This is a genomic window from Pedobacter sp. NEAU-ZC8, from assembly GCF_059278965.1.
Genome location: NZ_JCAJXC010000009.1, coordinates 124,963 through 149,007 on the forward strand (window position 1 = coordinate 124,963; position 24,045 = coordinate 149,007).

General features: G+C 45.0%; 19 protein-coding genes. 11 read left to right on the forward strand and 8 right to left on the reverse strand.

Features of this window, described 5'->3' with window-relative positions; genetic code table 11:
• Positions 1-7: 7 nt before the first annotated feature.
• The 5 genes from AC5WJX_RS09300 to trhO form a co-directional block, all read right to left on the reverse strand.
• Positions 8-3,019 (reverse strand): SusC/RagA family TonB-linked outer membrane protein, encoded by a 3,012-nt coding sequence (locus tag AC5WJX_RS09300; protein ID WP_494484286.1) that lies wholly within the window; start codon positions 3,017-3,019, stop codon positions 8-10.
• A 250-nt stretch (positions 3,020-3,269) separates the two neighbouring features.
• Positions 3,270-6,173 (reverse strand): ligand-binding sensor domain-containing protein, encoded by a 2,904-nt coding sequence (locus AC5WJX_RS09305; RefSeq protein WP_494484287.1) that lies wholly within the window; start codon positions 6,171-6,173, stop codon positions 3,270-3,272.
• A gap of 18 nt (positions 6,174-6,191) precedes the next feature.
• Complete coding sequence (locus AC5WJX_RS09310) at positions 6,192-6,974, reverse strand: carboxylesterase family protein (RefSeq protein ID WP_494484288.1); 783 nt, start codon at positions 6,972-6,974, stop codon at positions 6,192-6,194.
• Positions 6,975-6,996: 22 nt separating this feature from the next.
• Positions 6,997-7,671 carry a GDSL-type esterase/lipase family protein gene (locus AC5WJX_RS09315; protein WP_494484289.1) on the reverse strand — a complete coding sequence of 225 codons (675 nt, stop codon included), beginning with the start codon at positions 7,669-7,671 and terminating at the stop codon, positions 6,997-6,999.
• Between the two features lie 28 nt (positions 7,672-7,699).
• The gene (gene trhO, locus AC5WJX_RS09320) at positions 7,700-8,638 is read right to left on the reverse strand and encodes an oxygen-dependent tRNA uridine(34) hydroxylase TrhO (protein ID WP_494484290.1); all 939 of its coding nucleotides are present in this window, start codon (positions 8,636-8,638) and stop codon (positions 7,700-7,702) included.
• Positions 8,639-9,067: 429 nt separating this feature from the next.
• On the opposite strand from trhO, the gene AC5WJX_RS09325 reads away from it, so the two are divergent.
• The gene (locus tag AC5WJX_RS09325; protein WP_494484291.1) at positions 9,068-10,435 is read left to right on the forward strand and encodes a M20/M25/M40 family metallo-hydrolase; all 1,368 of its coding nucleotides are present in this window, start codon (positions 9,068-9,070) and stop codon (positions 10,433-10,435) included.
• On the opposite strand, the gene AC5WJX_RS09330 is transcribed toward AC5WJX_RS09325, so the two are convergent.
• Positions 10,432-12,882 (reverse strand): DUF5686 and carboxypeptidase regulatory-like domain-containing protein, encoded by a 2,451-nt coding sequence (locus AC5WJX_RS09330; protein ID WP_494484292.1) that lies wholly within the window; start codon positions 12,880-12,882, stop codon positions 10,432-10,434. The genes AC5WJX_RS09325 and AC5WJX_RS09330 overlap by 4 nt on opposite strands.
• Positions 12,883-13,022: 140 nt before the next feature.
• Here AC5WJX_RS09330 and kbl point away from each other — a divergent pair, with 140 nt between their 5' ends.
• The 6 genes from kbl (at position 13,023) to AC5WJX_RS09360 (ending at position 18,416) form a co-directional block, all read left to right on the forward strand.
• Positions 13,023-14,210 (forward strand): glycine C-acetyltransferase, encoded by a 1,188-nt coding sequence (gene kbl / locus AC5WJX_RS09335; protein ID WP_494484293.1) that lies wholly within the window; start codon positions 13,023-13,025, stop codon positions 14,208-14,210.
• A 27-nt stretch (positions 14,211-14,237) separates the two neighbouring features.
• Positions 14,238-15,275, forward strand: coding sequence for a phenylalanine--tRNA ligase subunit alpha (pheS, locus tag AC5WJX_RS09340; RefSeq protein ID WP_494484294.1), 1,038 nt, complete (start codon positions 14,238-14,240; stop codon positions 15,273-15,275).
• A 5-nt stretch (positions 15,276-15,280) separates the two neighbouring features.
• Positions 15,281-15,685 carry a Rieske (2Fe-2S) protein gene (locus tag AC5WJX_RS09345; RefSeq protein ID WP_440431704.1) on the forward strand — a complete coding sequence of 135 codons (405 nt, stop codon included), beginning with the start codon at positions 15,281-15,283 and terminating at the stop codon, positions 15,683-15,685.
• On the forward strand, positions 15,686-16,261 hold the full coding sequence (locus tag AC5WJX_RS09350; protein ID WP_440431703.1) for a TetR/AcrR family transcriptional regulator: 576 nt from the start codon (positions 15,686-15,688) through the stop codon (positions 16,259-16,261).
• 326 nt (positions 16,262-16,587) lie between these two features.
• On the forward strand, positions 16,588-18,006 hold the full coding sequence (rlmD, locus tag AC5WJX_RS09355) for a 23S rRNA (uracil(1939)-C(5))-methyltransferase RlmD (protein WP_494484295.1): 1,419 nt from the start codon (positions 16,588-16,590) through the stop codon (positions 18,004-18,006).
• Entirely contained in the window at positions 18,006-18,416 is a 411-nt protein-coding gene (locus AC5WJX_RS09360) for a hypothetical protein (protein ID WP_440431699.1), read from the forward strand. The genes rlmD and AC5WJX_RS09360 overlap by 1 nt, the downstream gene beginning before the upstream one ends.
• A gap of 56 nt (positions 18,417-18,472) precedes the next feature.
• Here AC5WJX_RS09360 and AC5WJX_RS09365 read toward each other — a convergent pair whose 3' ends face one another.
• Positions 18,473-19,186, reverse strand: a complete 714-nt coding sequence (locus AC5WJX_RS09365; protein ID WP_494484296.1) for a head GIN domain-containing protein — start codon at positions 19,184-19,186, stop codon at positions 18,473-18,475.
• Between the two features lie 127 nt (positions 19,187-19,313).
• Here AC5WJX_RS09365 and AC5WJX_RS09370 point away from each other — a divergent pair, with 127 nt between their 5' ends.
• From AC5WJX_RS09370 to hemH, 4 genes are read left to right on the forward strand one after another with little or no spacing between them, the layout of a single operon-like run.
• Positions 19,314-19,823 carry a phosphoribosyltransferase family protein gene (locus AC5WJX_RS09370; protein WP_440431695.1) on the forward strand — a complete coding sequence of 170 codons (510 nt, stop codon included), beginning with the start codon at positions 19,314-19,316 and terminating at the stop codon, positions 19,821-19,823.
• Position 19,824: 1 nt separating this feature from the next.
• The gene (locus AC5WJX_RS09375) at positions 19,825-20,874 is read left to right on the forward strand and encodes a glycosyltransferase (protein ID WP_494484297.1); all 1,050 of its coding nucleotides are present in this window, start codon (positions 19,825-19,827) and stop codon (positions 20,872-20,874) included.
• Positions 20,875-20,923: 49 nt separating this feature from the next.
• Positions 20,924-21,772 (forward strand): 4-hydroxy-3-methylbut-2-enyl diphosphate reductase, encoded by an 849-nt coding sequence (locus AC5WJX_RS09380; protein ID WP_494484298.1) that lies wholly within the window; start codon positions 20,924-20,926, stop codon positions 21,770-21,772.
• A gap of 38 nt (positions 21,773-21,810) precedes the next feature.
• Complete coding sequence (gene hemH, locus AC5WJX_RS09385; RefSeq protein ID WP_494484299.1) at positions 21,811-22,824, forward strand: ferrochelatase; 1,014 nt, start codon at positions 21,811-21,813, stop codon at positions 22,822-22,824.
• Here hemH and AC5WJX_RS09390 read toward each other — a convergent pair.
• Positions 22,821-24,041 (reverse strand): 3-deoxy-D-manno-octulosonic acid transferase, encoded by a 1,221-nt coding sequence (locus AC5WJX_RS09390; RefSeq protein WP_494484300.1) that lies wholly within the window; start codon positions 24,039-24,041, stop codon positions 22,821-22,823. The genes hemH and AC5WJX_RS09390 overlap by 4 nt on opposite strands.
• Between the last annotated feature and the right edge of the window lie 4 nt (positions 24,042-24,045).

The following is a 24,045-nucleotide window of genomic DNA, read 5'->3' on the forward strand; positions in this document are numbered from 1 at the left end:
AGTTCAATTAAAATGTAACATTTACACCAACATTATAAGTTGCAAACAATGGATACACATTGGCGTCCACACCTGCATTGGTCGGCGATCCGCCAACTTCAGGGCTGAAGCCTCTGTAGCCGAAAAAGTTCAAGGCATTTTGTGCATTTGCGAATACCCTTAGTTTTCTCATTTTCCATTTACTTACCAGCTCAGTAGGTAAAGAATAACCTAACTGAACGTTTCTCAACCTTACATAAGCACCACTTTCTACATAGAATTCGTTCGGCTGGTAGTTGGTTGAACCACCCAATTTAGCAGATGGGTAGCTGTTGGTAGATCCAGGTCCTGTCCAACGGTTGTCAAAGAACTCTTTTGTGAAGTTCTCGTTACCGAAACGGTATCCCAGGTTCGCATTGTAGATGTCTACGCCTGCAACACCTTGGATATCCAGGGTCAGGTCGAAGTTTTTATAAGCAAAGTTGGTGTTCACACCATAATTGTATTTTGGATTCGGATTACCCAATGGAACACGGTCGCGTCCATCGATTAAACCGTCGCCGTTCTGATCAACATATTTGAAATCACCTGCGGTTGTTCCGGCTTGTGGAGATGCAGCCGCTTCTTCATTGCTTTGGAAGATACCCGCTACCTGATAACCGAAGAACTCACCAATAGGTCGTCCTGCGACGGTTCTGGTTGCCAAGGCGCCACTTACAAGACCAGTTCCACCGGCATAGATCGGGTTATTTCCGGTAGTTACCTCAAGCACCTTATTGTTGTTGATACCTAGGTTGGCACTGATGGTATAGGTCAGGTCACCAGCAGTCTTGTCAGACCAGGTTGCACTAACTTCGAAACCACGGTTACGGAAGTCAGCCTGGTTGCCAATTAATCTACTGTTAGAGGTACCCAGCGATCCGAAAATTGGAATATCAAAGATTGCCTGTTCCGTAGTTTTGTTGTAGTAATCTAACTCTACATTCAATCGGTTTTTAAGAAATCCCATTTCTAAACCGATGTCTGTTCCTGCACTACGCTCCCAGAATAATGCTGGTGGCACAAGAGTGGTGATACCGGCACCGGTATAAGGAAGTCCACCAAAGTACGCGATCAAGTTTGCACCTTGCGATACAAGTTGTGTAGTTGGATTAAATGGTACTCCTGCGTTACCTACTTTACCCCAGCTAGCACGAAGTTTCAAATTGGTGAATATGGTTTGATCTTTCATGAAATCTTCATTCGTGATCACCCAGCCTGCACCAATGGAAGGGAAATAGCCCCAAAGATCAGATCCGCCGAAGAACTGTGAGGCACCATCTGCTCTGATCGAAGCGTTCAATAAATATTTGTTTGCAAAGGAATAGTTTACTCTACCGAAATAAGAAGCTGCGGTATTTAAGGATCCACTATCGTTGATTACACGACTGGCCGCATCACCTAAGCTTAAATATAGATCTGCATCGCTGCTAAATGGTACGTTCTGGGCAGTAGCGTTTAAGTTATATCTCTTGAAACGCTGCGCAGTCTGTCCAGCTAAAATGGTGAACTTGTGATCGTTGATGGTCTTGTCGTAAGACAAGGTGTTCTCAATGATCCAATTTCTGTCTTCCACGCGATTAACACCTAACACACTTACCGTTGCATTCTGTGCCGTGGTAGCGAAGTATTTAGGGGTATATGAGCGAACTTCTTCTTGTCCAAAGTCACCACCAAAGCTGGTCTTGAAGGTGAAATCTTTTAAGAACTTTAGTTCCGCAAACACGTTACCGGTTACTTTATAACGTGCAGTACGCTGATTAAAGAAGTCCAAAGTTGCCTGCGGGTTCATGTTACTTCCGTTACCCAGGTTAAAGGTGTTTGGATCTCCATAACTGCCGTCTGGATTAAACACCGGTACTACAGGGGAGGCAGCGTACATGCCACGGAAAATAGAGCCCGGAGCATCTTTCGAAGCACTTGAACTACCAGTAACGTTATAACCAATTTTCAAAGGCTCAAAAATTTGGAAGTCGCTGGACAACCTTGCCGTATAACGTTTGTAGTTGTTGTTCTCCACGATACCATCCTGGTTTAAATAACCCAGTGATAAGTTGTAAGTAGATTTTTCCCCACCGCCATTAACGGAGATCTGGTGATTCGTTACCATCGCGTCTCTCAGAATCACATCACGCCAGTTGGTACCTTCACCAAGATTGGTGTTTGTAAATAATGGATCTTGATTTAGTAAACCATACAACTCGTTCACCGCAGTTGCATATTCTGTTGCATTGGTCATCTCAACGGCGTTGGTTACGCTTTGCAAACCTACATAACCGTTGTAGTTAATGGTGGCGTCACCTCTTTTACCGCGGTTTGTCGTTACCAATACCACACCATTCGCTGCACGAATACCGTAGATCGACTGGCTGGATGCATCTTTAAGGATACTGATATTGGCAATATCGGCCGGGTTCAGGAAGTTGATATCGTCATACCAAACACCATCTACCACATATAATACGCCGGTGTTACCATAAATGGTACCCGTACCACGAATGGTGATCTGCGGAGAGGAACCAGGTGTACCGTTGTTGGTGATAGACACACCCGCCACGCGGCCTTGCAAGGAACTTACCGGGTTAACTGATGCTTGTTTGGTAATGTCTTCTCCCTTAACGGAACTTACAGATCCGGTTACGTCAACTTTTCGCTGCGTACCGTAACCCACCACAACAACCTGTTCCAGGTTCTGGGCTTCTGTTTGTAATGCGATATTAAGGCTTGTTTGATTGTTAACAGGCACCTCTCTGGTGGTGTAACCGATATAAGTAAATACCAGGGTGCTGTTTGCTGGTGCAGCGATGGAATACCTTCCATTTGCGTCTGTTTGTGTTCCTGTAGTTGTGCCTTTTACCACAATGCTTACAGCTGGAATTGCCGACCGGTCTGCGGCATCTGTAACTACGCCCGTAATGGTAATATTTTGGGCAAAAGCATTACTGATAAAAAGTAACCCAAGAAAAGTCAGAACAGAGATTCTTGTAAACATTCTTTTCATACTCGTTTATATTTGAAATATATTGAAGGCTAAATCTCAGGCACAAAATGCTGTATCCCAAAATATTCACCTATACATGAATACATCAGGAAGCGGATGTGTATTCGTACAAGAGACGTAGTATGTTGTATAACAGCCGAACTGCCTGATTGTTGGGGATTTAACGTGTTTTTGAGAAAGGGGTACAAACCCTTGTTGGGTACAGGGTGTGAAGGGGTTTTTAACCCCCTGATGTAGTGTTGATGTAGTATTAAATGCTCATCAGGAACTCGGTAAGGTTCATATCGTGCGGTATATTCAGCTTTTTCCGTAAGCGATACCGGCGAATTTCCACACCCCGGAGTGAAATGTTTAACAAGGAAGCCATCTCTTTACTGCTCATATTCATGTGCAGAAAAGCACAAAGTTTAAGGTCATTTGGCACCAGTTCGGGGTGTTTTGTTTTTAGCTTTTTGAAGAAGCTATCATGCGCATCATTGAAGCTGTTTTCAAACAGTACCCAATCGCGTTCATCATTCATGCCTTCGGTGATGATTTGCTGAATCTTCCGTTGCTGATCTTCCGAGATCAACTTGCCGGTACCGTCTTTCAATTTAGCAACTTCCTGACTTAGTTTCTGCAACAATTCATTTTTATAAACCAGGCTCATTGCCGAGTTCGCAAGTTCACGGTTCTTACTGGCGAGTTCGGCCTGCAGCTTCTCGTGTTCAAGTTTGATGATCTGCTTTTCGGTATGTTCTGCTTCCCGCTTCAGGAACTCATCTTTTTCCTTTTGCAGCTTTTCCGTTATCCGCTGTTTGTCCTGAAGCAGTTTGTGCTCGTATAAACGTTTGGATAGATAGGCAAGCCCAACAAGCAGAAGCAGGTAAATGAAATAAGCAAAGTTCGTGGCATAGAAGGGTGGTAGCACTTCAAATTCAAATACGGTAACCTTACTTTGTGTCTCGCGATCTATGGATGCACGCACCAGGAATCTGTATTTACCCCAGCTTAAATTGGTGAAATCTTTCTGTGAAGCCGTACTCCAATCTGACCAGTCTTTAGAATAGCCTTCCAGCTTGTACTGATACCGGACATTGGCATTGCGGTAGTAAGGAAGGGAATAGGAGATACGGATGTTGTTCCTGCTGTAAGCAATTTCAATGGGATCCCTTGTGCTTCCGTGTTCTGAAATTACCTTGTAGGTATCGGTTAGGTCATAGAGCCCACGGATAAGCACGGATGGCAGTTGTTTAACATCCTTGGTTGCAGCCAGCGTTGCTTCATTATAGACCACAAAGCCATCATCCGCACTGATCAGGTAAATGCCCTCACTGATCTTGCTGATGTTCTCGTAATACTGCACCATGCGGCCATCAAGTACGCTGAAACGTTCAGACTCAATTTTCGCTTTCCCCGGTACACTGAAATCGGCCAGGCCGGTCTTCCCGTGATTGATGAACCAGTAGCGGTGCCGGCCAGCTGGAATGATCTTATTCGATCCCGCAAAGACCCCTAGTTCTTTGTTCAGTGCTGTATAGGGATTGAACTTGTTACTTACCTCGTCATAGAGGTAAAAGCCTCTATCGGAGGAAAAGATCAGTTTATTTTCAAAAGGAAATACATTGATGTTGATGTTATTGGGTAGGCCATTTCTTTCCTCATAAGATGTTGAGGCCGTTACTTTTTTAAGATCTGCACTTAAGGTAAGGCGGTAAAGGCCTTTATACGGGTGACTCACCCAGATGTCGCCTTTAGCATCCTGCTCCACATAGCGGGAAGGTTCCACGAAACCTTCGATCTTATGATGAAATCGCCAAATGCCGGAAGGATCTTTCTTAAATAACACCAAGCCATTGTAGGTGCCCTGTATTAGATATTCAGGGTCACGTTGTAGTCTGGTGATCGTCCACCCGCCACTGGCTGTAGAAATCCGCTCCAGATTACCAGCACTTACGCGGAAAGTTCCGTCGTTATGCCCACAAAACAGCTGGCCATCGATATTTTTCAGTTCCCATACTTGTCCCTGAGAGTTGGGGATCAGTTTGAAATCAAATGCGTTTCCACCCTCGGGTGCCCAGCGGCTATAGAACAGACCCTGATTGGTGCCCAGGTAAATGTTACCCTCGAAAATAAGGCTGGAGTACACGGTGCCAAATTGCCCGACCTTATCAAAGTAGAAGTTTAAAGGTGAGTTCAGCTCAATGCGGTCTATACCATTATCCAGTCCCAGCCAGAGATTTTGCTCCTGGTCAGCAAGAATGCTCAAAACGGTATTGTTTTGTAACCCGGTTGATTTATTCATCCGCTGAATGACAGCACCTCTTTCGTCAAGGATCACCAAACCATTCAGAATCGTGCCGTATGCATAGTATTTATTCAAGATCTTTGTTCCGTTATTCAGCTGGTAACGCTGCAGGAACTCATCAGCCTGTGTTTTAAACTGGCGGTAGCTCCGTCCATCATACAGGTACAAACCATTTTTTCGCGTTCCAATTAGAAGCTGCCCATCCTTAAAGGGCAAAATGGAAAGGACATCTGAAGGATTTACCAGGCCTTCATTTTTAAGTGCAACCAGGCGATTACCCTGGAGTTCAAATAATCCCTGACCAAGGACTTCAGCAATATACCGCTTGCCCACCTGATGCAAGAACAGCAACGAACCACGATGTTCTATCACCGTAACTTTGTTGTCCTGAAAAATGTAGATCGCCGAAAACGATTGAAAGATGGTACGCGTTCCTTCCGCATAGATCTTCCAGACTTCACTGTCTAAAGCATGTGTATTCGGAACCAGCCCCTTCAGCGAGGTATACTGCATCCGGTTATTTTTGATGCTCCAATATCCGAACTCGGCGTAGCTGCCAACGTAGATCCTGCCATTTTTATCAGCAGCGACCGATCGTACAATCTGCCGTCCAGGCATCTCATATTGTTTCCAATATTTGCCGTCGTAACTTAAGAGGCCCTCCCCGTTACCGAAGTACATTACCCCTTGTTTATCTCGTGTAATGGACCAGTTCTGATTGCCAGAACTGTACATGTCTTTGCTGTAGTTCTGGATGTAGGGTACACCAATACGCTTGATATCTTCGGCAGCAAGGTTGCTGAAAACACTTAAGCAGCATACAAAGAACAAAAGAAAACGTCTGAAACCGTTTTTCTGAAATAACATCAATGATCTGAACCTTCTTTATTTTCTATGTGAGAACAGCCATGGAAGCAGGGTAGGCTCTGCAAATGCAGCATCCCAGCTGTTGTGATTGGCCTCCGGGTAATGGGTGTACTTCACCTCTTTCCCAATTATTTTAAGCTGATCGGCAATCTCTTTGGAGAACCTTGGATCAACAACATCATCTTTTCCACCATGAAAGATCCAAAGTGGAACCTTTTTGTATTTATTTACGTTCGCAAGGTTATCGCCACCGCAGATGGCAAATGCTGCGGCAAATGTTCGTGGTTTCCTTCTGAGCATCTCATAGGTACCCATACCGCCCATCGAAAGTCCCCCGATATACACCTGCTTTTTATCCGCATATGGCTTATCCAGAAAATTGTCGACCATGCCAAGCAGCGCATGCATTGCTTTAGTAGGCTTTCCACCTTTCCTGAATTCAAAATGACGTTTACCGAGGGAATCTGTTGACGCTATGGTGTTCGACCAATAAGAATCCCTTGTGCACTGTGGAAAGATCACGATTGCCGGAAATTCTTTTCTGATACCCGGTTCCAGAAACAGCTTTGCGCCATGAACCAGCTGTGCCTCATTGTCATTGCCCCGTTCACCGCCACCATGCAAAAAGAAAAGCACCGGATATTTCTGTTTTGGGTCGAAATGCTCCGGAAATAAAACGCGGTATTGGATGGTGTCTTGTTTGTTGGCGTAAATACCTTTTACAAACGGTGTAAGATCCTGGGCATTCGACTTTATTGCCAGTGACAATAAAGTCAATAAGATCAACGGAAGTCTTTTCATCGCTAATGGTTATGGATTAACTTTATGGTTTTAACAGATGTGGCAGAAGTGCCTTTTTCCAAATGTCGTAGCCCGGTTTTTTCATGTGTAACATGTCCTCGCGGAAGAGCTCCGGCCGGGTATTCCCATTTTTATCGAGCATTTTAGCATTTACGTCTACATAGACCGCCTTAGACATGGTCGCGATATAATCTTTGATCATGCTGTTCGCTTTCAAAAGGGTGACACGATATTGCTGACGTGATGGTGATTCCTTCATGGAAAGATAAATCAACGGGACCTCTGGTTGTCTTTCCCTGATTTTAGTTACCAGCGTTTTAAAACGGTCAAAGGTCTCTGTTGCACTAACGCCCATCGCGACGTCATTTTCACCGCTATAGATCACCACTTGGCGAGGTTCATAAGGGAACACCAGGTAGTCGAGGTAGGTAATGGCATCTGCGAGTGTAGATCCGCCGAATCCACGATTGATCACCTGATACTTTTTGAATGTCTGCTCCGCATCTTTCCACATCCGTATGGAGGAACTACCCACGAACACGATGCCGTTTTTCGCTGGCATAGCAAGGCTATCCTGTTTTTGAAAGGCTTCAATTTCTGACCAGAAAGGACGTGCATCCTGTGCAAGGGCCTTCAGCTGCAGTGACATGCAGGCCAGACAGATCAAAAGAATAAGGTATAGATTACTTCGCTTCATACTGAGGTATTTTCAGTAACGAAGGTAATTATTTCGCCGGAACTTTAACAGGTTGCGGTACTTTCACATAATATCCGGTACCATCATACGTGCGGCGGCGTGGGTTGCTGATGCAGGCATCACTGCAGCATCCTAACATCTTTTCGCCACAAGCATCACACTGTGTAATGTGCTCGTTGCACTCTGGATTAGCGCAGTTGATCATCTTCGGTGTAACCGTTCCACAGTTGTAGCATTTAGATACCACTGTTGGGTTTACCGTATTCACGTCCACGGCGATCCGGTTATCGAATACATAACATTTACCTTCAAAATCTTCTCCTTTTGCCTCTTTTCCGTACTTAATGATACCACCATGTAACTGATAGACATCGTTGAAGCCGTGATGCAATAGCAAAGCACTTGCTTTCTCACATTTGATACCGCCAGTGCAGTAGGTCAGGATCTTCTTGTCTTTATATTTCGCAAGCTCATTGATCTTATCCGGAAAATCCCTGAAGTTCTCCATGTCAAGGGTCACTGCGTTTTTAAAGCGGCCAAGGTTATGTTCATAATTGGAACGCACATCCAGGATCACCACATCTTCTTCGTGGATCATTTTTTTAAACTCTTCCGGCTCCAGGTGTTTTCCAGTCTGTTTATTCGGATCAATGATGGTCTTGTCGCGTAAGCCAGAGTGCACAATTTCTGCTTTGTAGCGGCAGTGCATCTTCATGAAAGAAGGCTCGGCAACATCGTCGATCTTAAACTCGGTTTTGGCGAATCGCGGATCAGCATGTAACGCCGCCATATAAGCTTCACAAGATTCCTTGGTTCCTGAAACGGTGCCATTGAGACCTTCGTCAGCGACAATGATCCTTCCGGTAAGGTTCAGTGATTTACAAAATGCAAGATGATCGGCGGCAAATTGTTCAGCCTCCGCTATTGGGGAATAGCAGTAATAAAGTAAGGTTTGATACTGTGTCATAAGTTATTGATACCGCTGCAAACGGCGTTAAAATGTTGCAAAAGTAAGTAAATCGCTGACGATTGTCAATAGCAAGGCCATTAACCTGGGCCGGGTTTTGAACTGGAGTGGTATTGACAAGGAGTTAACAAGGGGTTCGCAAGGCTTTAGCCTTGACAAGGCCTTGTCAACCCCTTGTCAACCCCCTGTCAAAGCCATGATAACCACAGCCGGAAAACCTGTCACATACCTTTCTCATCCTGTATATCTCATGTGCATAATTCTGTTACAATATAAATACCGGAACTCCTTGACATTATCAATTTGAATACCCTATCTTAGTTAGTGTAAAAATTACACCATTGTCAACCTCAACCACCTCTTATAGATTAATTTAAAATGCCACCCCTGGGTGGCATTTTATTTTTTATGTTTAGGTAAATTATTCCCATGAAAAAAATTTCTACGCTCATTATTGCCTGTGGCCTGTATGCTACAGCGGCTGCACAATCACCTGTTGTGATCAATAAAGACCCGGAGATTGCTGGTATGGTCACGGAAGTTTCCGCCGATTCGCTTAAAGCGCACGTGGAGAAACTTGTCAGTTTCGGTACACGCAATACCCTGAGTTCGCTTACCGACAAAAAGCGCGGCATTGGTGCTGCCGGCAGGTGGATCCTGTCGCATTTTAATAGCTATGCAAAGACTTCTGGCGGGCGATTAACCGCCAAGCTGGACACCTCGACTTACCAGCCCGACGGCCGCCGTATTGATGTGCCTGTGCTGCTTACCAATGTGGTGGCGACCCTGAAGGGTGCTGATCCGAACGATAAACGTATTTTTATCATCAGCGGTCACATGGATAATATGCGTACCAACGTGATGGACCGTACGGGTGATGCACCTGGTGCGAATGATGATGGCAGCGGCACCGCGGCAGTTATGGAATGTGCCAGGATCATGAGTAAACACAATTTCCCGGCTACCATAATTTTCGTGGCCGTATGCGGAGAAGAGCAGGGGCTGTTGGGCTCTGGTTTTATGGCACGTAATGCCAAACGCGATAACTGGGAGATCGCTGCGGTATTGAACAACGACATTATGGGCAGTAACAACAGCAATGAAACGAACATCATCAACAATACACAGGTTCGTGTTTTTAGTGAGGGACTTCCTGTTTATGAGCTGGATGCGAAAAAGGCTGCAACCATCCGGTCTATGGGGTTGGAGAATGAAAGTCCGTCGAGGCAGCTTGCCCGTTATGTGAAGGAAACCGGCGAACGTTACGTGGACAACCTGCAGGTGATGATGATCTACCGCCCAGACCGTTTTCTGCGCGGTGGCGATCATACGCCGTACCAGCAACAGGGCTACGCTGCTGTGCGCATTACCGAGATGAATGAGAACTTCTATCACCAGCACCAGGATGTACGTAAGGAAAACGGGATTGCATACGGCGATCTGGTAGAGTATATGGACTTTGAATACCTGCGTAAGAATACCGCTATGAACCTGAGTAACCTGGCTAACCTTGCGAAATCGCCTTCCCTGCCGCAGGAAGTTAATATGCTGGTTGCTGGACTGGGCAATTCAACAAGTTTAACCTGGAAAGCACCGGCAACCGGTAAAACAAAGGGCTATTATGTACTGATGCGTGAGACTTCCAGCCCGGTATGGCAAAAGAAGTTTTTCACTGCAGAAACCAACATTAAGCTTCCATATTCCAAAGACAACTACTTTTTTGCCGTACAATCACTGAGTGCGGACGGAAACGAAGGGCTGCCTGTGGTACCAGGTGTACTGCGGCAGCCGCGCTAGAAGCCGTAGGAAATGCGGAATCCGTGTTGCACTTTCTTGTTACCATCATAGGCAAAGCCATAAGTTGCACGGAATATCAACCGTTGCAGCCCGAAGTAGTATTCCTTGTAATTCTTTTTGTCGGGCTGCGTCAGGAAGTTAACGCCGATCAGTTCTTCCAGCTTTAGCTTCCTGATGACCGGTAATTTATTCATGATCAATCCGGCGAAGTTCTGCTCAAAATGGGCTTCGAAGTATTGCTGATCCGTGCTGTATTCGTAGAAATCCAGAAACTGGAACTTGCGCAAATTCGGCAGGGTGGTCAGGGAGTTGTTACCACGGAAGTGTTTACGATCCGGGTAGTACACCGTTTCACGGTTCAGGAATTTACCGGCACTGATCATAAAAGAAGAGAAGCCCCATAAGCCTTCGCCAATGCGCTCCTGTGATATTTCAAGGTTCAGCAGGTCGTAGTCCGCGTCACTGCCAAATACGTTTTTGATACCTCTTCTATAGCTTAGCTGTACCTCCGGGTATCTGGATTCCTGGTAAAACTTGCCTTCAGGACGGGTGATGAACCTGCGGCCGATGTTGTAGGTTAAGGTGGCACGAGCTGTCAGGGCCTTGTAGTCAGGGAACAATGGTATTTCCGCTTCTGGCGTGAATGGGTTATTGGAAGTGAAGGAACGGTCGCTGTATTCAAAGAACCTGAATCTGGTATTGTTCATCAGGAACCTGTTTTCCGAATATTCCAGGTTTACATTACCCTGTAGCCCGGTGAAGATTTCCCTGGATGTACCTGCGGAAAGGAACGACTTCCGGTATAATTTCATAAAGTTTCGTTCGAATAACAGGTTGTTCAACGAATTTGACAGCATCGTCATGGTGCCATAACGGTTCAGATCGTACACCCCCGAACCCACACCGAAGTTTATGCTGGCCCTTTTTGCCGGGTTGTAAATGTAGGTCGCATTCAGATTTGCGGTGACCGTCTCCGAGGAGAAGCCGTAGCGGACTTCAGGGCGTATGGTATAGGAGCGGTAGTTAGAGAGTTCTTGTAGATAGGTGAGCCCGTAGTTGATACCAAAGCCCTCCACTGTATTGTAAAACATGGACTTTAACACCGGATCCAACTTCAGATAGCGCTTGTCGTAACGGTTATTGATGCTATGACCGCTCAACAGGAGTCTGCTGACGGAGAATTTATTGATGCTCCGCTCCAATGAATCGAGGTAACGTTTGGAAACTTTCAGCTGTTCGATCTGATCTTTACGGATATAGTCTGCCCGCTCTTCGGATGTTAGCGGAATTGGCCGGTTTTCCGCCCAATAGGTCGAATCCTTTTTGTTTACAGTTTGCGGTACTTTCAGCAGCTCGCCGGTAAAGAAGCCTTTTGGGAAGTTTGGGCGCAGGTTATACTGCGTGTAAACGCCAAGGTAGTAGCCCTCGAACTTGAAGCCCATTACATTTCCATTAAATTGAAAATTAACATTCGAAGGCATGTAGGCATTATCGACTTTGATAAACTGCTGTTTGATGTTCAATGTATCGATCAGGTTTACCCCGGTGTTTTTAGTCAGGTAAAGTTCTGCACCCAGTAAGCGCCAGCTGTCATCGGTGATGTACATGATCCCCCGGAATACCGGGTCATGTTCTCTGCGGGGAATGACCTGGATCTTGTTGATGGTTTCGCCGCTGTGGGTAGACATACCCAGGAACTTATAGTTGTAATAAAACAGGGCATTATCTGCCAGTGGAGAAACAAAGCCACGGGAACTTAATACGTTTTCCAGCAGCATGTTGTTGTAAAAATTGATGTTCAGGTCTGAAGCTTTGTTGAAACTGAAGGCATTATTCCGGCCTGCAACCTTTGAAGAGATCATTTCTTCGTGAATTTTGTCGGGCTGCTGGTAGTTGTAGATGGACTGTGATTCGGAGAGATAGAGGATGCCTTTGCGGTTGGTATCCAGATCTAGCGTTTTCTGTATGTCCCTGCCGAAGAACTTTTTAGGTGCACCAACCAGCTTTTGAAGGCCTTTGATGTAGACATTACAGTTGAATTCCTCCACTTCCTCCAGGTGTGCTTTTCTTCTTTTTATGGCCTGCCGGATGATCTCGTAGGCAGGGTCTTCCGCATTGGCGGAGATGGTTACCCCCTCCAGCGTGTAGGTTTCTGTAGGCAGGACCACGTCTTGCCTAAGCCCTTCGGCTGGGTTTATCGTGATCTCTACTGGTTTAAACCCGATAGCTTTGTATAACAGGGTATGCTGTCCCGGGTCAACCATGATGGTGTACACCCCGTCGATATTTGCTGAGGTGCCTTTACTGGTTTCTTTAACGTAAACAGAAGCGAAGGAAACCGCTGCACCCTGAGTGTCTTTAATCGTTCCACGAACCTTAATTTGTTGTGCATGGACTTGCTGAAAACCTAAGAGCGTTAGTAAGAAAACGAGAAAGAGTTTGTTCATAAATGAATTAAGAGGCCGTTTAATGCCCTAAAGATATGCGTTAACAGCATCTCCTGTATGAAAGTTTGACAACTCATCATGATTAGGGTTAGCAGCAAAGGTGAGAATTGCCTAACTTTGGTACATCAATATAGACATTTATGTACAAAACACTGCAGCCGGTTCTTCAACAAGAACTAGAACAAATCGAGAAAGACGGATTATACAAACGTGAAAGGATCATCACCAGTCCTCAGGGTGCCGATATCAAAGTGAGCACTGGTCAGGAAGTGATCAATTTCTGTGCGAACAACTATCTTGGGTTATCATCAGATCCAAGGGTTATTGAAGCCTCGAAAAAAGCACTGGATAAATATGGTTATGGCATGTCATCCGTTCGATTTATTTGCGGTACGCAGGATGTACATAAAGAATTGGAAGCAAAGTTATCCAGCTTCCTTGGTGCAGAAGATACCATCTTGTATGCTGCAGCTTTTGACGCGAATGGCGGTGTTTTCGAGCCCCTGTTCAATGATCAGGATGCCATCATCTCTGATGAACTGAACCATGCTTCGATCATCGACGGTGTGCGTTTATGTAAAGCCAAACGTTTCCGGTATAAACACAATGATATGGCCGATCTGGAAGCGCAGTTGCAACAAGCTGAAGGCTGCAGACACCGGATCATCGTGACCGATGGGGCATTTTCTATGGATGGTACCATTGCGCAGCTGGACAAGATCTGCGACCTGGCAGATAAATACGAAGCTTTAGTGATGATCGATGAGTCGCACTGCTCCGGCTTTATGGGTAAGAACGGTCGCGGTACACATGAGCACTTTGACGTGATGGATCGTATCGATATCATCACCGGAACATTGGGTAAAGCCCTTGGCGGTGCTTCAGGTGGTTTTACTGCCGGCCGTAAAGAGATCATCGATATGCTCCGCCAACGCTCAAGACCTTATCTTTTCTCCAACACTTTGGCTCCTGGTATTGCGGGTGCCTCTGTAGCGGTGTTAGATATGCTGAACGAGACGACAGCACTAAGAGACAAACTGGAATACAACACCATGTATTTCCGTAAGAAAATGACGGAAGCAGGTTTTGATATTAAGGAAGGTATTCACCCGATCGTACCGGTAATGTTATATGATGCCAAGCTTGCACAGGAGTTTGCCGCGAAAATGCTGAATGAAGGTATTTACGTGATTGGTTTCTACTATCCGGTTGTTCCGCAAGGAAAAGCGAGGATCAGGGTACAGTTGTCGGCAGCACATGAGCAACATCATTTAGATAAAGCCATCGAAGCTTTCACCAAGGTTGGTAAGGACCTTGGAGTAATATAATTCTTTTTTAAGCAGTATATTTGCGGCATGTTACAAGACAAGATAACACAATACACAGCGGAGATCAATGCATTCAGCACGACGAATGCAGATGAGCTGGAGCAATTCAGAATTAAATTCCTTGGTACCAAGGGTATAATCAAAGATATATTTGATGCGTTTAAAGCCGTTTCACCAGAGGAGAAAAGAACGCTGGGTAAGGTGTTAAATGAGTTCAAGCAACTTGCAGAAGCAAAATACCAAAGCTTAAAAGAAGAGGGTAGTCAGGAGCAGGGCGGCAAAGATGCCGGTATGGACCTGACCTTACCCGGCGAAGGATTTGAAGTGGGTACCCGTCACCCACTTGCATTGGTTCGAAGAGAGATTGTGGAGATCTTCAATAAACTTGGTTTCATCGTTGCAGAAGGACCGGAGATTGAGGATGACTGGCATAATTTCTCGGCCTTAAACTTCCCTGAGGAGCACCCTGCTAGAGATATGCAGGACACGTTCTTCATCAAAAAGGGCGGTGAAAAAGGGGATATTGCCCTGCGTACCCATACTTCTTCGGTACAGGTGCGGATGATGGAGCATGGTAAACCGCCTTTCCGGGCTTTAATGCCAGGCCGGGTGTACCGCAATGAGGCCATTTCTGCGCGTGCACACTGCTTCTTCCACCAGGTAGAAGGTTTGTATGTTGATGAGAAGGTTTCTTTTGCGGATCTGAAGCAAACGTTATTTTACTTTGTGCAGGAGCTTTATGGTGAAGGTACTAAGGTGCGTTTCAGACCATCTTACTTCCCCTTCACAGAGCCATCAGCAGAGATGGACATCAGCTGTACGATCTGTAAAGGTGATGGCTGTCAGCTGTGCAAATACAGCGGCTGGGTGGAAATTTTAGGCTGTGGTATGGTTGACCCGAATGTTCTGGAAAACTGTGGTATCGACAGCAAGAAATACAGCGGTTTTGCTTTCGGTATGGGTATTGAACGTATTGCCAACCTGAAGTTCGAGATTAAGGATCTGCGTCTGTTCTCTGAAAACGATGTACGTTTCCTTAAGCAGTTTAAAAGTGCATTAATTTAGACGTATTGTGTAAGCCTAAGTATATATGGTTGCTGTTGCTGGTATTGCTAAGCTGCTCGAAAGGGGAAGGGTATGTGCCTGAGATTCCGCTAAACTATTCGCTTACCATTCAGCAGTTTAACATTCAGGCAAAGAATGGCATCTATGAAGTGCCTGATGTGGGTGTTGCGGGCCTGCTTATTGTTGCTACCGCAACGGGTTATAAAGCTTATGACCGCTGCAGTCCTGTTAATCCGGAGAATTTGTGTAAGATTGTACCGGATGCCGGTGGTATTACCGTTACAGATCCTTGTACCGGGGCCAAATGGTTACTGATGGATGGCAGTCCACAGAAAGCCCCGGCAGTTCACTATTTAAAAACGTATACCGTCCGCATTCAGGGCAGTCAACTAATACAGGTCACTAATTAAATGGAACCAGAAAAGATTAAAGAAAGCATAATTAGGGCCGCAAAGGACTTATTTCGCAAATATGGCTATCATAAGACCAGTGTAAATGAGATTGCCAAGAAGGCCCGTATCGCCAAGGCTACCATATACAAGTACTTCGAAAGTAAGGAGCAGATTCTGGATGCCATTCTGATGGACTACCTGGATTTGAACCTGAAAGAGATCCTGAAGAACAAAGCCCAGTTTACCAATGAGGAAGCCCATCTTACTGCATTGGTGATGAAAACCTGCCGGTTAACCTATACCGTGTGTAATGAATTTATCGGTTGGGATTTCGTTCGCGAAAATGCCAACTCGCAGGAGTTTCTGAAACATTTATCGGATCAGTTGGAATCGCTGCTATTGGCAGCATATCTGGAACTGGATCATTTTAAAAACAATCCTTCCCGACGTGAAGGCCTTGCATTTTTGCTTAAAGCGAGCAAAAGCATTGTATTTTCATTTGCATTTACCTCCGTTAGCGAGTCTGACGTTAGAAAAAATTTTGTGAGTTTCCAAAAAGATCTGCTTCCATTCCTGGTTAAAGCTGCTTTATAAATCTTTGTAGCAGGTCCGGCGTTTTACTTTACAAATTCTTAACATAGACCGTTCTGGTTTTTGGTATGAAATCTGCTATATTTGGTATATATCGCCGTTTATCATGAGCAAAGAGGTTTTAGAATTTTCAGTTTTGGTAGAGGAGAAATTTGATATGAGCTTTAACCTGGTTGGGGGTGTTTTTGGTTTTTTCCTTAAATTCTTTGACAAGTAGAAGTTTGAGATCCTGATTTCTTGTTTCCTGTGTACCGTTAAAACGTTACATGGGCTTGCTATTGCCTGAATTTTTCCTGCTTCATGCATAAAAATCTTAAATTTGCATTCTGATGAGTAGAAAAAGAAAAGACGGAGTGGTAAGTATCCTTCAGGACTTGCACATAATTGATATCGCAGAAGAAGGGAAGGGTGTTGCAAAAGCGGAAGATCTTGTTGTATTTGTAGAGAAAGCCGTACCAGGTGATGTGGTTGATGCACGTGTGGTTAGAAAGAAAAAGAACTTCGCAGAAGCGGTTATAGAAACCTTGCACACCAGTTCTGCGCTTAGGACAGATCCTTTTTGCCAGCACTTTGGCACCTGTGGCGGTTGTAAGTGGCAACACATGCAATATGAGGCACAGCTTCAATTTAAATACAAAAGTGTAGAAGCTGCTTTACAACGTTTGGGTAAAGTAGATACCTCCATGATGGAGCCTATTCTAGGTTCTGCAGAAGATACCTATTACCGGAATAAGCTGGAGTATACTTTCTCGAACAAACGCTGGTTGAACCGCGGTGACATGGATGATACCTCCGAGCTGGAGATGAATGCCCTTGGTTTCCACGTACCCTTGCGTTTCGATAAGATATTAGACATTCAGCACTGCTATTTGCAGGCAGAACCCTCAAATACGCTTCGTAATCAGGTTAGGAACTATGCATTGCGTATGGGACTTAGTTTTTATGATCTCCGTAATCATACTGGCAATTTGCGTAACCTGATCATCCGGACTTCCTCAATAGGAGAAGTGATGGTGGTTGTGGTGTTTGCTTATGTGGAGCAGGAGCAGATCGATGGGTTGATGACCTATCTGCAGCAGGAGTTTCCGCAAATTACGTCTTTACTTTACATCATCAATCAAAAGAAGAATGATACCATCTTTGATCAGGAAGTGATCACCTTCGCAGGTCGCGATCACATCTTTGAAGAGATGAATGGTCTTAAATTTAAGATCGGTGCGAAGTCGTTTTACCAGACGAACTCTGCACAGGCTTATGAACTGTATAAGATTACCAAAGCGTTTGCTGGCTTTAAAGGCGATGAGCTGGTTTATGACCTTTACACAGGTGCAGGTACCATTGCAAACTTTGTGGCCGGTGGCGTAAAGCAGGTGGTAGGTATTGAATATGTACCAACTGCAATTGAAGATGCCAAGTTTAACAGTGCGCTGAATGGCATTGACAACACCATCTTCTATGCGGGTGACATGAAGGACATTCTTACAGCCTCATTCATTGAAAGTCATGGTAAACCGGATGTCGTTATTACCGATCCACCACGTGCGGGGATGCACGCGGATGTGGTAGCCCGTTTGCTGGAAATGGAAGCCGAGAAGATTGTTTATGTAAGTTGTAATGCGGCAACGCAGGCCAGAGACATCGCATTGCTGAATGAGAAATACGACGTGGTCCGGATTAAACCAGTAGATATGTTTCCTCACACACAACATGTGGAGAACGTTGTTTTACTTAAACTGAAAGCTAATTAATGGATATAGAAGAATTAATGCCCCAGCAGCCGGAAGGCGAAAAGAAAGATAAGAAGAAGGAGAGTCCGCTGGTAAGTCTCGAGAAGGATTTGGATCTGTATGCAGACTCCATCCGGGAGGTGGCCATTGACATTATGTTTGAGGGAATTTCCTCACATCCGATTTTTATTGCACATCAGCACAGTGTAAGTATCGGCGAAGTGATCCTGAACCGCGAGGAGTTGAATACCAACTGGACGATACAGGCTTCTACCTTGGAGGAGTTTGTGGAAAAAGGTATCATTAACCCTGAAAAGAAGGTGCTGTTTTTGAAAAGCTACAAGAAGCCTGAGGACTTCATGTGTGTATTTGTAATTGTGCCTGAAGGTGCAAACTTCATATACTACCCATACAAGACCAAACGTGCATAAAAAAGCCCGGCAGGACATCCATCCGGCCGGGTTTCTTAACTAAAAACTCAAACTAACTAATTTTTACGCTTTACGCTTCCACTTTTGGAAGATGATGTTTTCTTGTAAGAAGCATCACCGCTGAAAGTAACGTCGCTGCCGCCGCTTGCATCCGCTTCAAGCGCCTTGTTTACGCGGACATCTGCATCAGAACCGCCACTGGCATGTACCTTTGCGTAGTCTACGCTGAAAGCCTCAGCGTCTACATCACTACCGCCGCTGATATCCAGATTCATATTCGTTGCCGAACCTTTAAGGTCTACATCTGAACCTCCACTTGCCTTTATGGAAATGTCTTTGCAGACGATATTCATGTCTACGTCTGAACCGCCGGAGCTGGCCAATGTTAACCTATTGGTCTTAATCGTATTTTGTGTGTACACATCGCTACCGCCACTGGAAGAAAGTTCATCTAAATTCTTGAAGCTCAGGTACACCTTTATGCCTTGTCTATTTCTGAACATGCCAGACCAGCTGCTGTTTTCCTTAAACCTGATGGTTAAATGGTTCCCTTCCTTTTGAAGCACAATCTTCTCTACAAGCTCCTTGTCTCCGACAACCTTAGCGGCCTCTGTGCTGCCTTGGCTAAGGTATAGATCGATGCCACTGGACACGCTGACCTTGCTGAAGTTGTTGACAGCGATGTTCTTCGTGTATTGTGCAAATACGCTGTTGCTAAATAACAAGGCGCCGGTAAACAGGATGGCTGATGTTGTATAGATCTTTCTCATGTTCTGCTTGGTATGTTTATGGATTAGACGCAGATGCTTCAAAAACGTTGCAGTGAAAAGTAAATATTTTTAGGATATTTGATTAAACCCGTTTAAATTGTTCTTTTTGCAGGGTAAAACATATTCTATGGCAGATTCTCCATTACTCATCTTAGACAAAACACAAATTCAGCAGAAGATTAACAGGATAGCGTACCAGATATTGGAAGATAACCTAAATGAGAAGGAGATCGTGCTTGCTGGTATCTGGGATAGAGGTTACAAGTTTGCATTAAGGCTGCAAAGCAAACTTCAGGAGATTTCAAGCCTTAATATTTTGCTGCTGCGGATTGACCTGGAAAAAGAGAACAGTAAACTGGTTGCCAAAACCGACCTTGAGGAGGCGAAATGGAAGAACAAGGTGATCATTATTGTAGATGATGTTTTAAATAGCGGTCGAACCCTTGCTTATGGACTCGGTGTATTTCTGAATACGCCGCATAAGAAGATCAGAACGGTTGTTCTGGTAGACAGGAGTCATAAGATCTTTCCAATAGCGACTGATTTTGTAGGGCTGAAAATGGCTACGGTATTAAAAGAGCATATTGATGTTGTGATGGATGTACCTAATGAGGAAGACGGTGTTTATTTAAGTTGATATGATCGTCTTTACGTTTACGGTACTCGTTTTCCTTGTGCTTCGGTTTACCGTAACGCTATTTAATTTTCTATCCAACCCTAAACTTAGTGCTTTCCGGCCTGCTTTTGCCTCCTCCGTATCCATTGTCATTATGCTGCGGAATGAAGAAAGCAATCTTCTGAACCTCTTGGATTCTATAAAACTGCAGGATTTCTCCAACTTTGAAGTGTTCATCTGCTATAACGAAATGGAACAGCATGATGAAGAAACCGTTGCCCAATTCTGCAGCCAGGACGCCCGCTTTTCGATGCTTCAGGGCTACTTAAACGATTATTCATGGATTGAGAGCCGTGCCAAGGGGAATTACCTGATGCTGCTGGACTCAAACACCCATATTCAGGCAGGCTTGCTGAATTCCTTGATCTATAGAATCCGGATCTTTAAACTCGGCATCATCAGTGTTATTCCAACGCAGGTTGTAAAAAGTTTCCGGCAGCAGCTGTTGGTTCCATTGAGCGATTTTATACTGCTGAATATGGTTCCGTTACGACTGGTACGGCTTTTTAGAACGCCGGTGCTTTCGGTTTCAAGCCGGGATTGTCTTTTTGTCGATGCAGAAAAATGCTTTGCCAATGAATGGCTGGCGCGACTTGATCTGAAAAAGGGGCCATCCGAGTTGCTCAGGATGGTGAAGCAGGACCAGCAGAAAGCGGAGGTGTTGCTGGGCAATACTTTCCTGTATAAACGCCCGAAACATAATGACGAAGAAGCATTGTCTACTGCGGCTGAAAACTTGAAATTGTACTTTAATGGCAACTTACTGGTAGCCTTTCTTTATGTCTTTCTCGTGGTTTTAGGGCCACTTATTGTGCTGATCGGTTTTGACATCAAGGTGCTGGTGCTGCCAATCGGACTGATTTTTCTTTCCCGGGTGATGACGGCTTTTTTAACCCTCCAAAACCCGGTATACACCGTGCTTACCCATCCCTTACAAATGGCCATGCTGCTGGTGATTTACGTAAAAGCGCTGAGCAAACAATTATTGACCTCCGGTAAACAGAAGTCGTAATATTGTACTGCCTTTTTGTGTAAATTTGTGGCTTAAACTTGCAACCTGGATGAGTTATAATTTAGCTGTAAACATTGACAAAGCATCGGGCTTCTGCTTCGGCGTGGTTTATGCCATTGATATGGCAGAAGATATTCTGGACCGGGAGGATTACCTGTATTGCCTCGGCGACATTGTACACAACGATGAAGAGGTGAAAAGGCTTACCGACAAAGGGCTTCGGATCATTGATCATGAGGACCTGAAGAACCTGCGCCAGGAGAAAGTGCTGATCCGTGCACATGGGGAGGCGCCATCTACTTATCAGATTGCTTTAGAAAATCAGCTTACACTTATCGATGCCTCCTGCCCCGTGGTGTTAAAGTTGCAGAACCGCATCAAGAATTCCCATGATGAAAAAGAACAGATCGTGATCTTCGGTAAACATGGACATGCGGAAGTGATCGGTTTACAGGGGCAGACCAACGGGGAAGCCCTGGTTTTCCAGGATGTTGCGGAGTTGGAGCAGCTGAACCTGCCACAAAAGTTCACTTTATATAGCCAGACGACTAAAAGCACGGATAAGTTTTACGCCATCAAGGATCACCTGATCAATAAAGGTTATGACGTCAAAGCGAATGACACGATCTGCAGACAGGTTTCCAACCGATATGAAGATCTCGCAAAGTTTGTGGTCGATTATGACAAGATTGTATTTGTTTCAGGTAAGAAGTCTTCTAATGGAAAGGTCTTGTATGATGTCTGCAAGAAATATAATGAACATTGCTACTTCATATCCGCTGTTGATGAGCTTGATAAAAGCTGGTTTAGTCCGAACGATCGTGTCGGCATTTGTGGGGCAACATCCACTCCAATGTGGCTCATGGAAAAGGTTAAGGAAGAAATTCAATTATATTAAAATTTAAACGAATCAGGCGGTTTGATGCCTGAATATATATGGGAAAAAAGGGTGTACTATTAGTGAATTTGGGAACGCCGGATAGTCCGGAGGTGAAGGATGTGCGTAAGTATCTTGATGAGTTTCTGATGGATGAACGTGTGATTGACATTCCTACTTTAAACCGGAACCTGTTGGTTCGCGGTATTATTGTTCCGTTCAGGAGCCCTAAGACGGCAAAATTATACAAAGAGATCTGGGATGAGAATGGTTCGCCTTTGTTGTATTTCAGTGAAGTACAGCTGGCGATGGTTCGCGAACAGCTTGGTGACGAATACCAGGTGGAGCTCGCCATGCGTTATCAGAATCCTTCGATCGAGTCTGCACTTGCGAAACTCCGGGCAGGGCAGGTGGATAGCATCCGGGTGTTGCCACTATTCCCGCAATACGCTTCTGCGAGTACAGGTTCTGTCATTCAGAAGGTGATGGAGATCGTTGGAAAATGGCCGACCATACCAAATGTGAGCTTTGTAAACTCCTTCCATGATAACAAACTGATGATTGAGGCTTTTGCGGATAATGCGAAGAAGTATCAACCGGAAACGTATGATCATGTGTTATTTAGCTTTCATGGCTTACCGGAACGTCAGCTGATCAAATGTGATGTTTCTGGAAAACATTGCCTTAAAACTGCGGATTGCTGTTCCAGGCTTACTGATGTAAACAAGTTTTGCTATTCCGCACAAAGTCATGATACGGCACGTTTGATTGCCGCAGAATTGAATATTCCTTCGGAGAAGTTTTCGGTATGTTTCCAGAGTCGCCTGGGTAAGGAACCCTGGGTGCAACCCTACACTAGTGATGTGCTGAAAGATCTGGCTGCGCAAGGGAAGAAAAGGCTGTTGGTATTCTGTCCTGCATTCGTTGCAGATTGTCTGGAGACCTTATACGAGGTTACCGTTGAATACGGGGAGGAGTTTAAGAAGCTTGGTGGCGATGAAGTACAGTTGGTTGCCAGCCTAAATGATCACCCGAAATGGATCGAAGCGATGATCCAGATGATTAAAAATTAATTCAGGTATTTCCTGATCTTATCATAGATGCTTGCGGTGGCACCTTTCTGTTGTGCTACATATTCTTTGGCAAGCTGTGCTGCTTTCTGGTTGTTTTTCAACAGCTGGAAAGCAGTAATTAACGACTGATCATCTTCTATACTTTTTGCGGCACCCAGCTTTAGCAGGTCATGTGCTTCCTGAAATTTGCGGTAGTTTGGTCCGAAGATCACGGGTAGGCCGAAGGCTGCTGCTTCTAAGGTATTGTGGATGCCCACGCCAAAGCCACCGCCAATGTAGGCTACACGGGCATACTGATAAAGGGAGGATAACATCCCGATGTTGTCGATTAGCAGGATTCTCGATGCCCCGGCATTTTCAGCATTTAAGTTTGAATACCGGATGGCTGTTGGAAAAAGGCTCTCGATCTGCTTCAGGTGATCAGCAGCAATTTCATGCGGCGCAAGAATGATCTTCCAGTCTTGAATTTCTGCGTCAAGGGCTTTTATCATGCTTTCATCTGCGGGCCAAGTGCTTCCGGCGATGAAGACCTTACTGCCTTCCGCGAAAGTCTGGACCAATGTTAAGGCTGGCGGATTTGCTGCGTTCTCGGCTACCCGGTCGAACCTGGTATCGCCTGCAATACTTACCTGAGTGATGTCTAATGACTTCAGCAGATCTACGCTTTGCTGGTTTTGTACAAAGAACCAGTTTACCTGCCTAAGGATGTTACGGTTAAATCCGCCGTAGAATTTGAAAAAGATCTGATCCGGACGGAAGATACCGGAGATCAGAAATAGCGGGATTTCCCTCGCGGAAAGTGCTTTAAAGTAATGGTGCCAGAATTCATACTTTGTGAATATGGCAAGTTCAGGATTGATCGCTTCGATAAATTTTTCTGCATTGCTGCGGGTATCTAATGGCAGATAGAATACACCTGTAGCAAGGGCATAGTTCTTCCGGACCTCATATCCCGAGGGAGAGAAAAAGGTTACGACAATCTTTTTACCGGGGTATTCTGCCTTGATTTTCTCCAGCACCGGGCGGCCCTGTTCAAATTCACCAAGCGAAGCGAAATGAAACCAAATATGTTTGTCGGCATTGCTGATGCGTTCAGCAATTTGTTTGAAGATGTGTTTTCTGCCCTCTACAAATTGTTTGGCTTTAGGGTTAAATGTAGCGATGAGCCTGACCATCAGTCCGTAAAGGAAAATGCCAATATTATAAAGGAAAATCATTTTG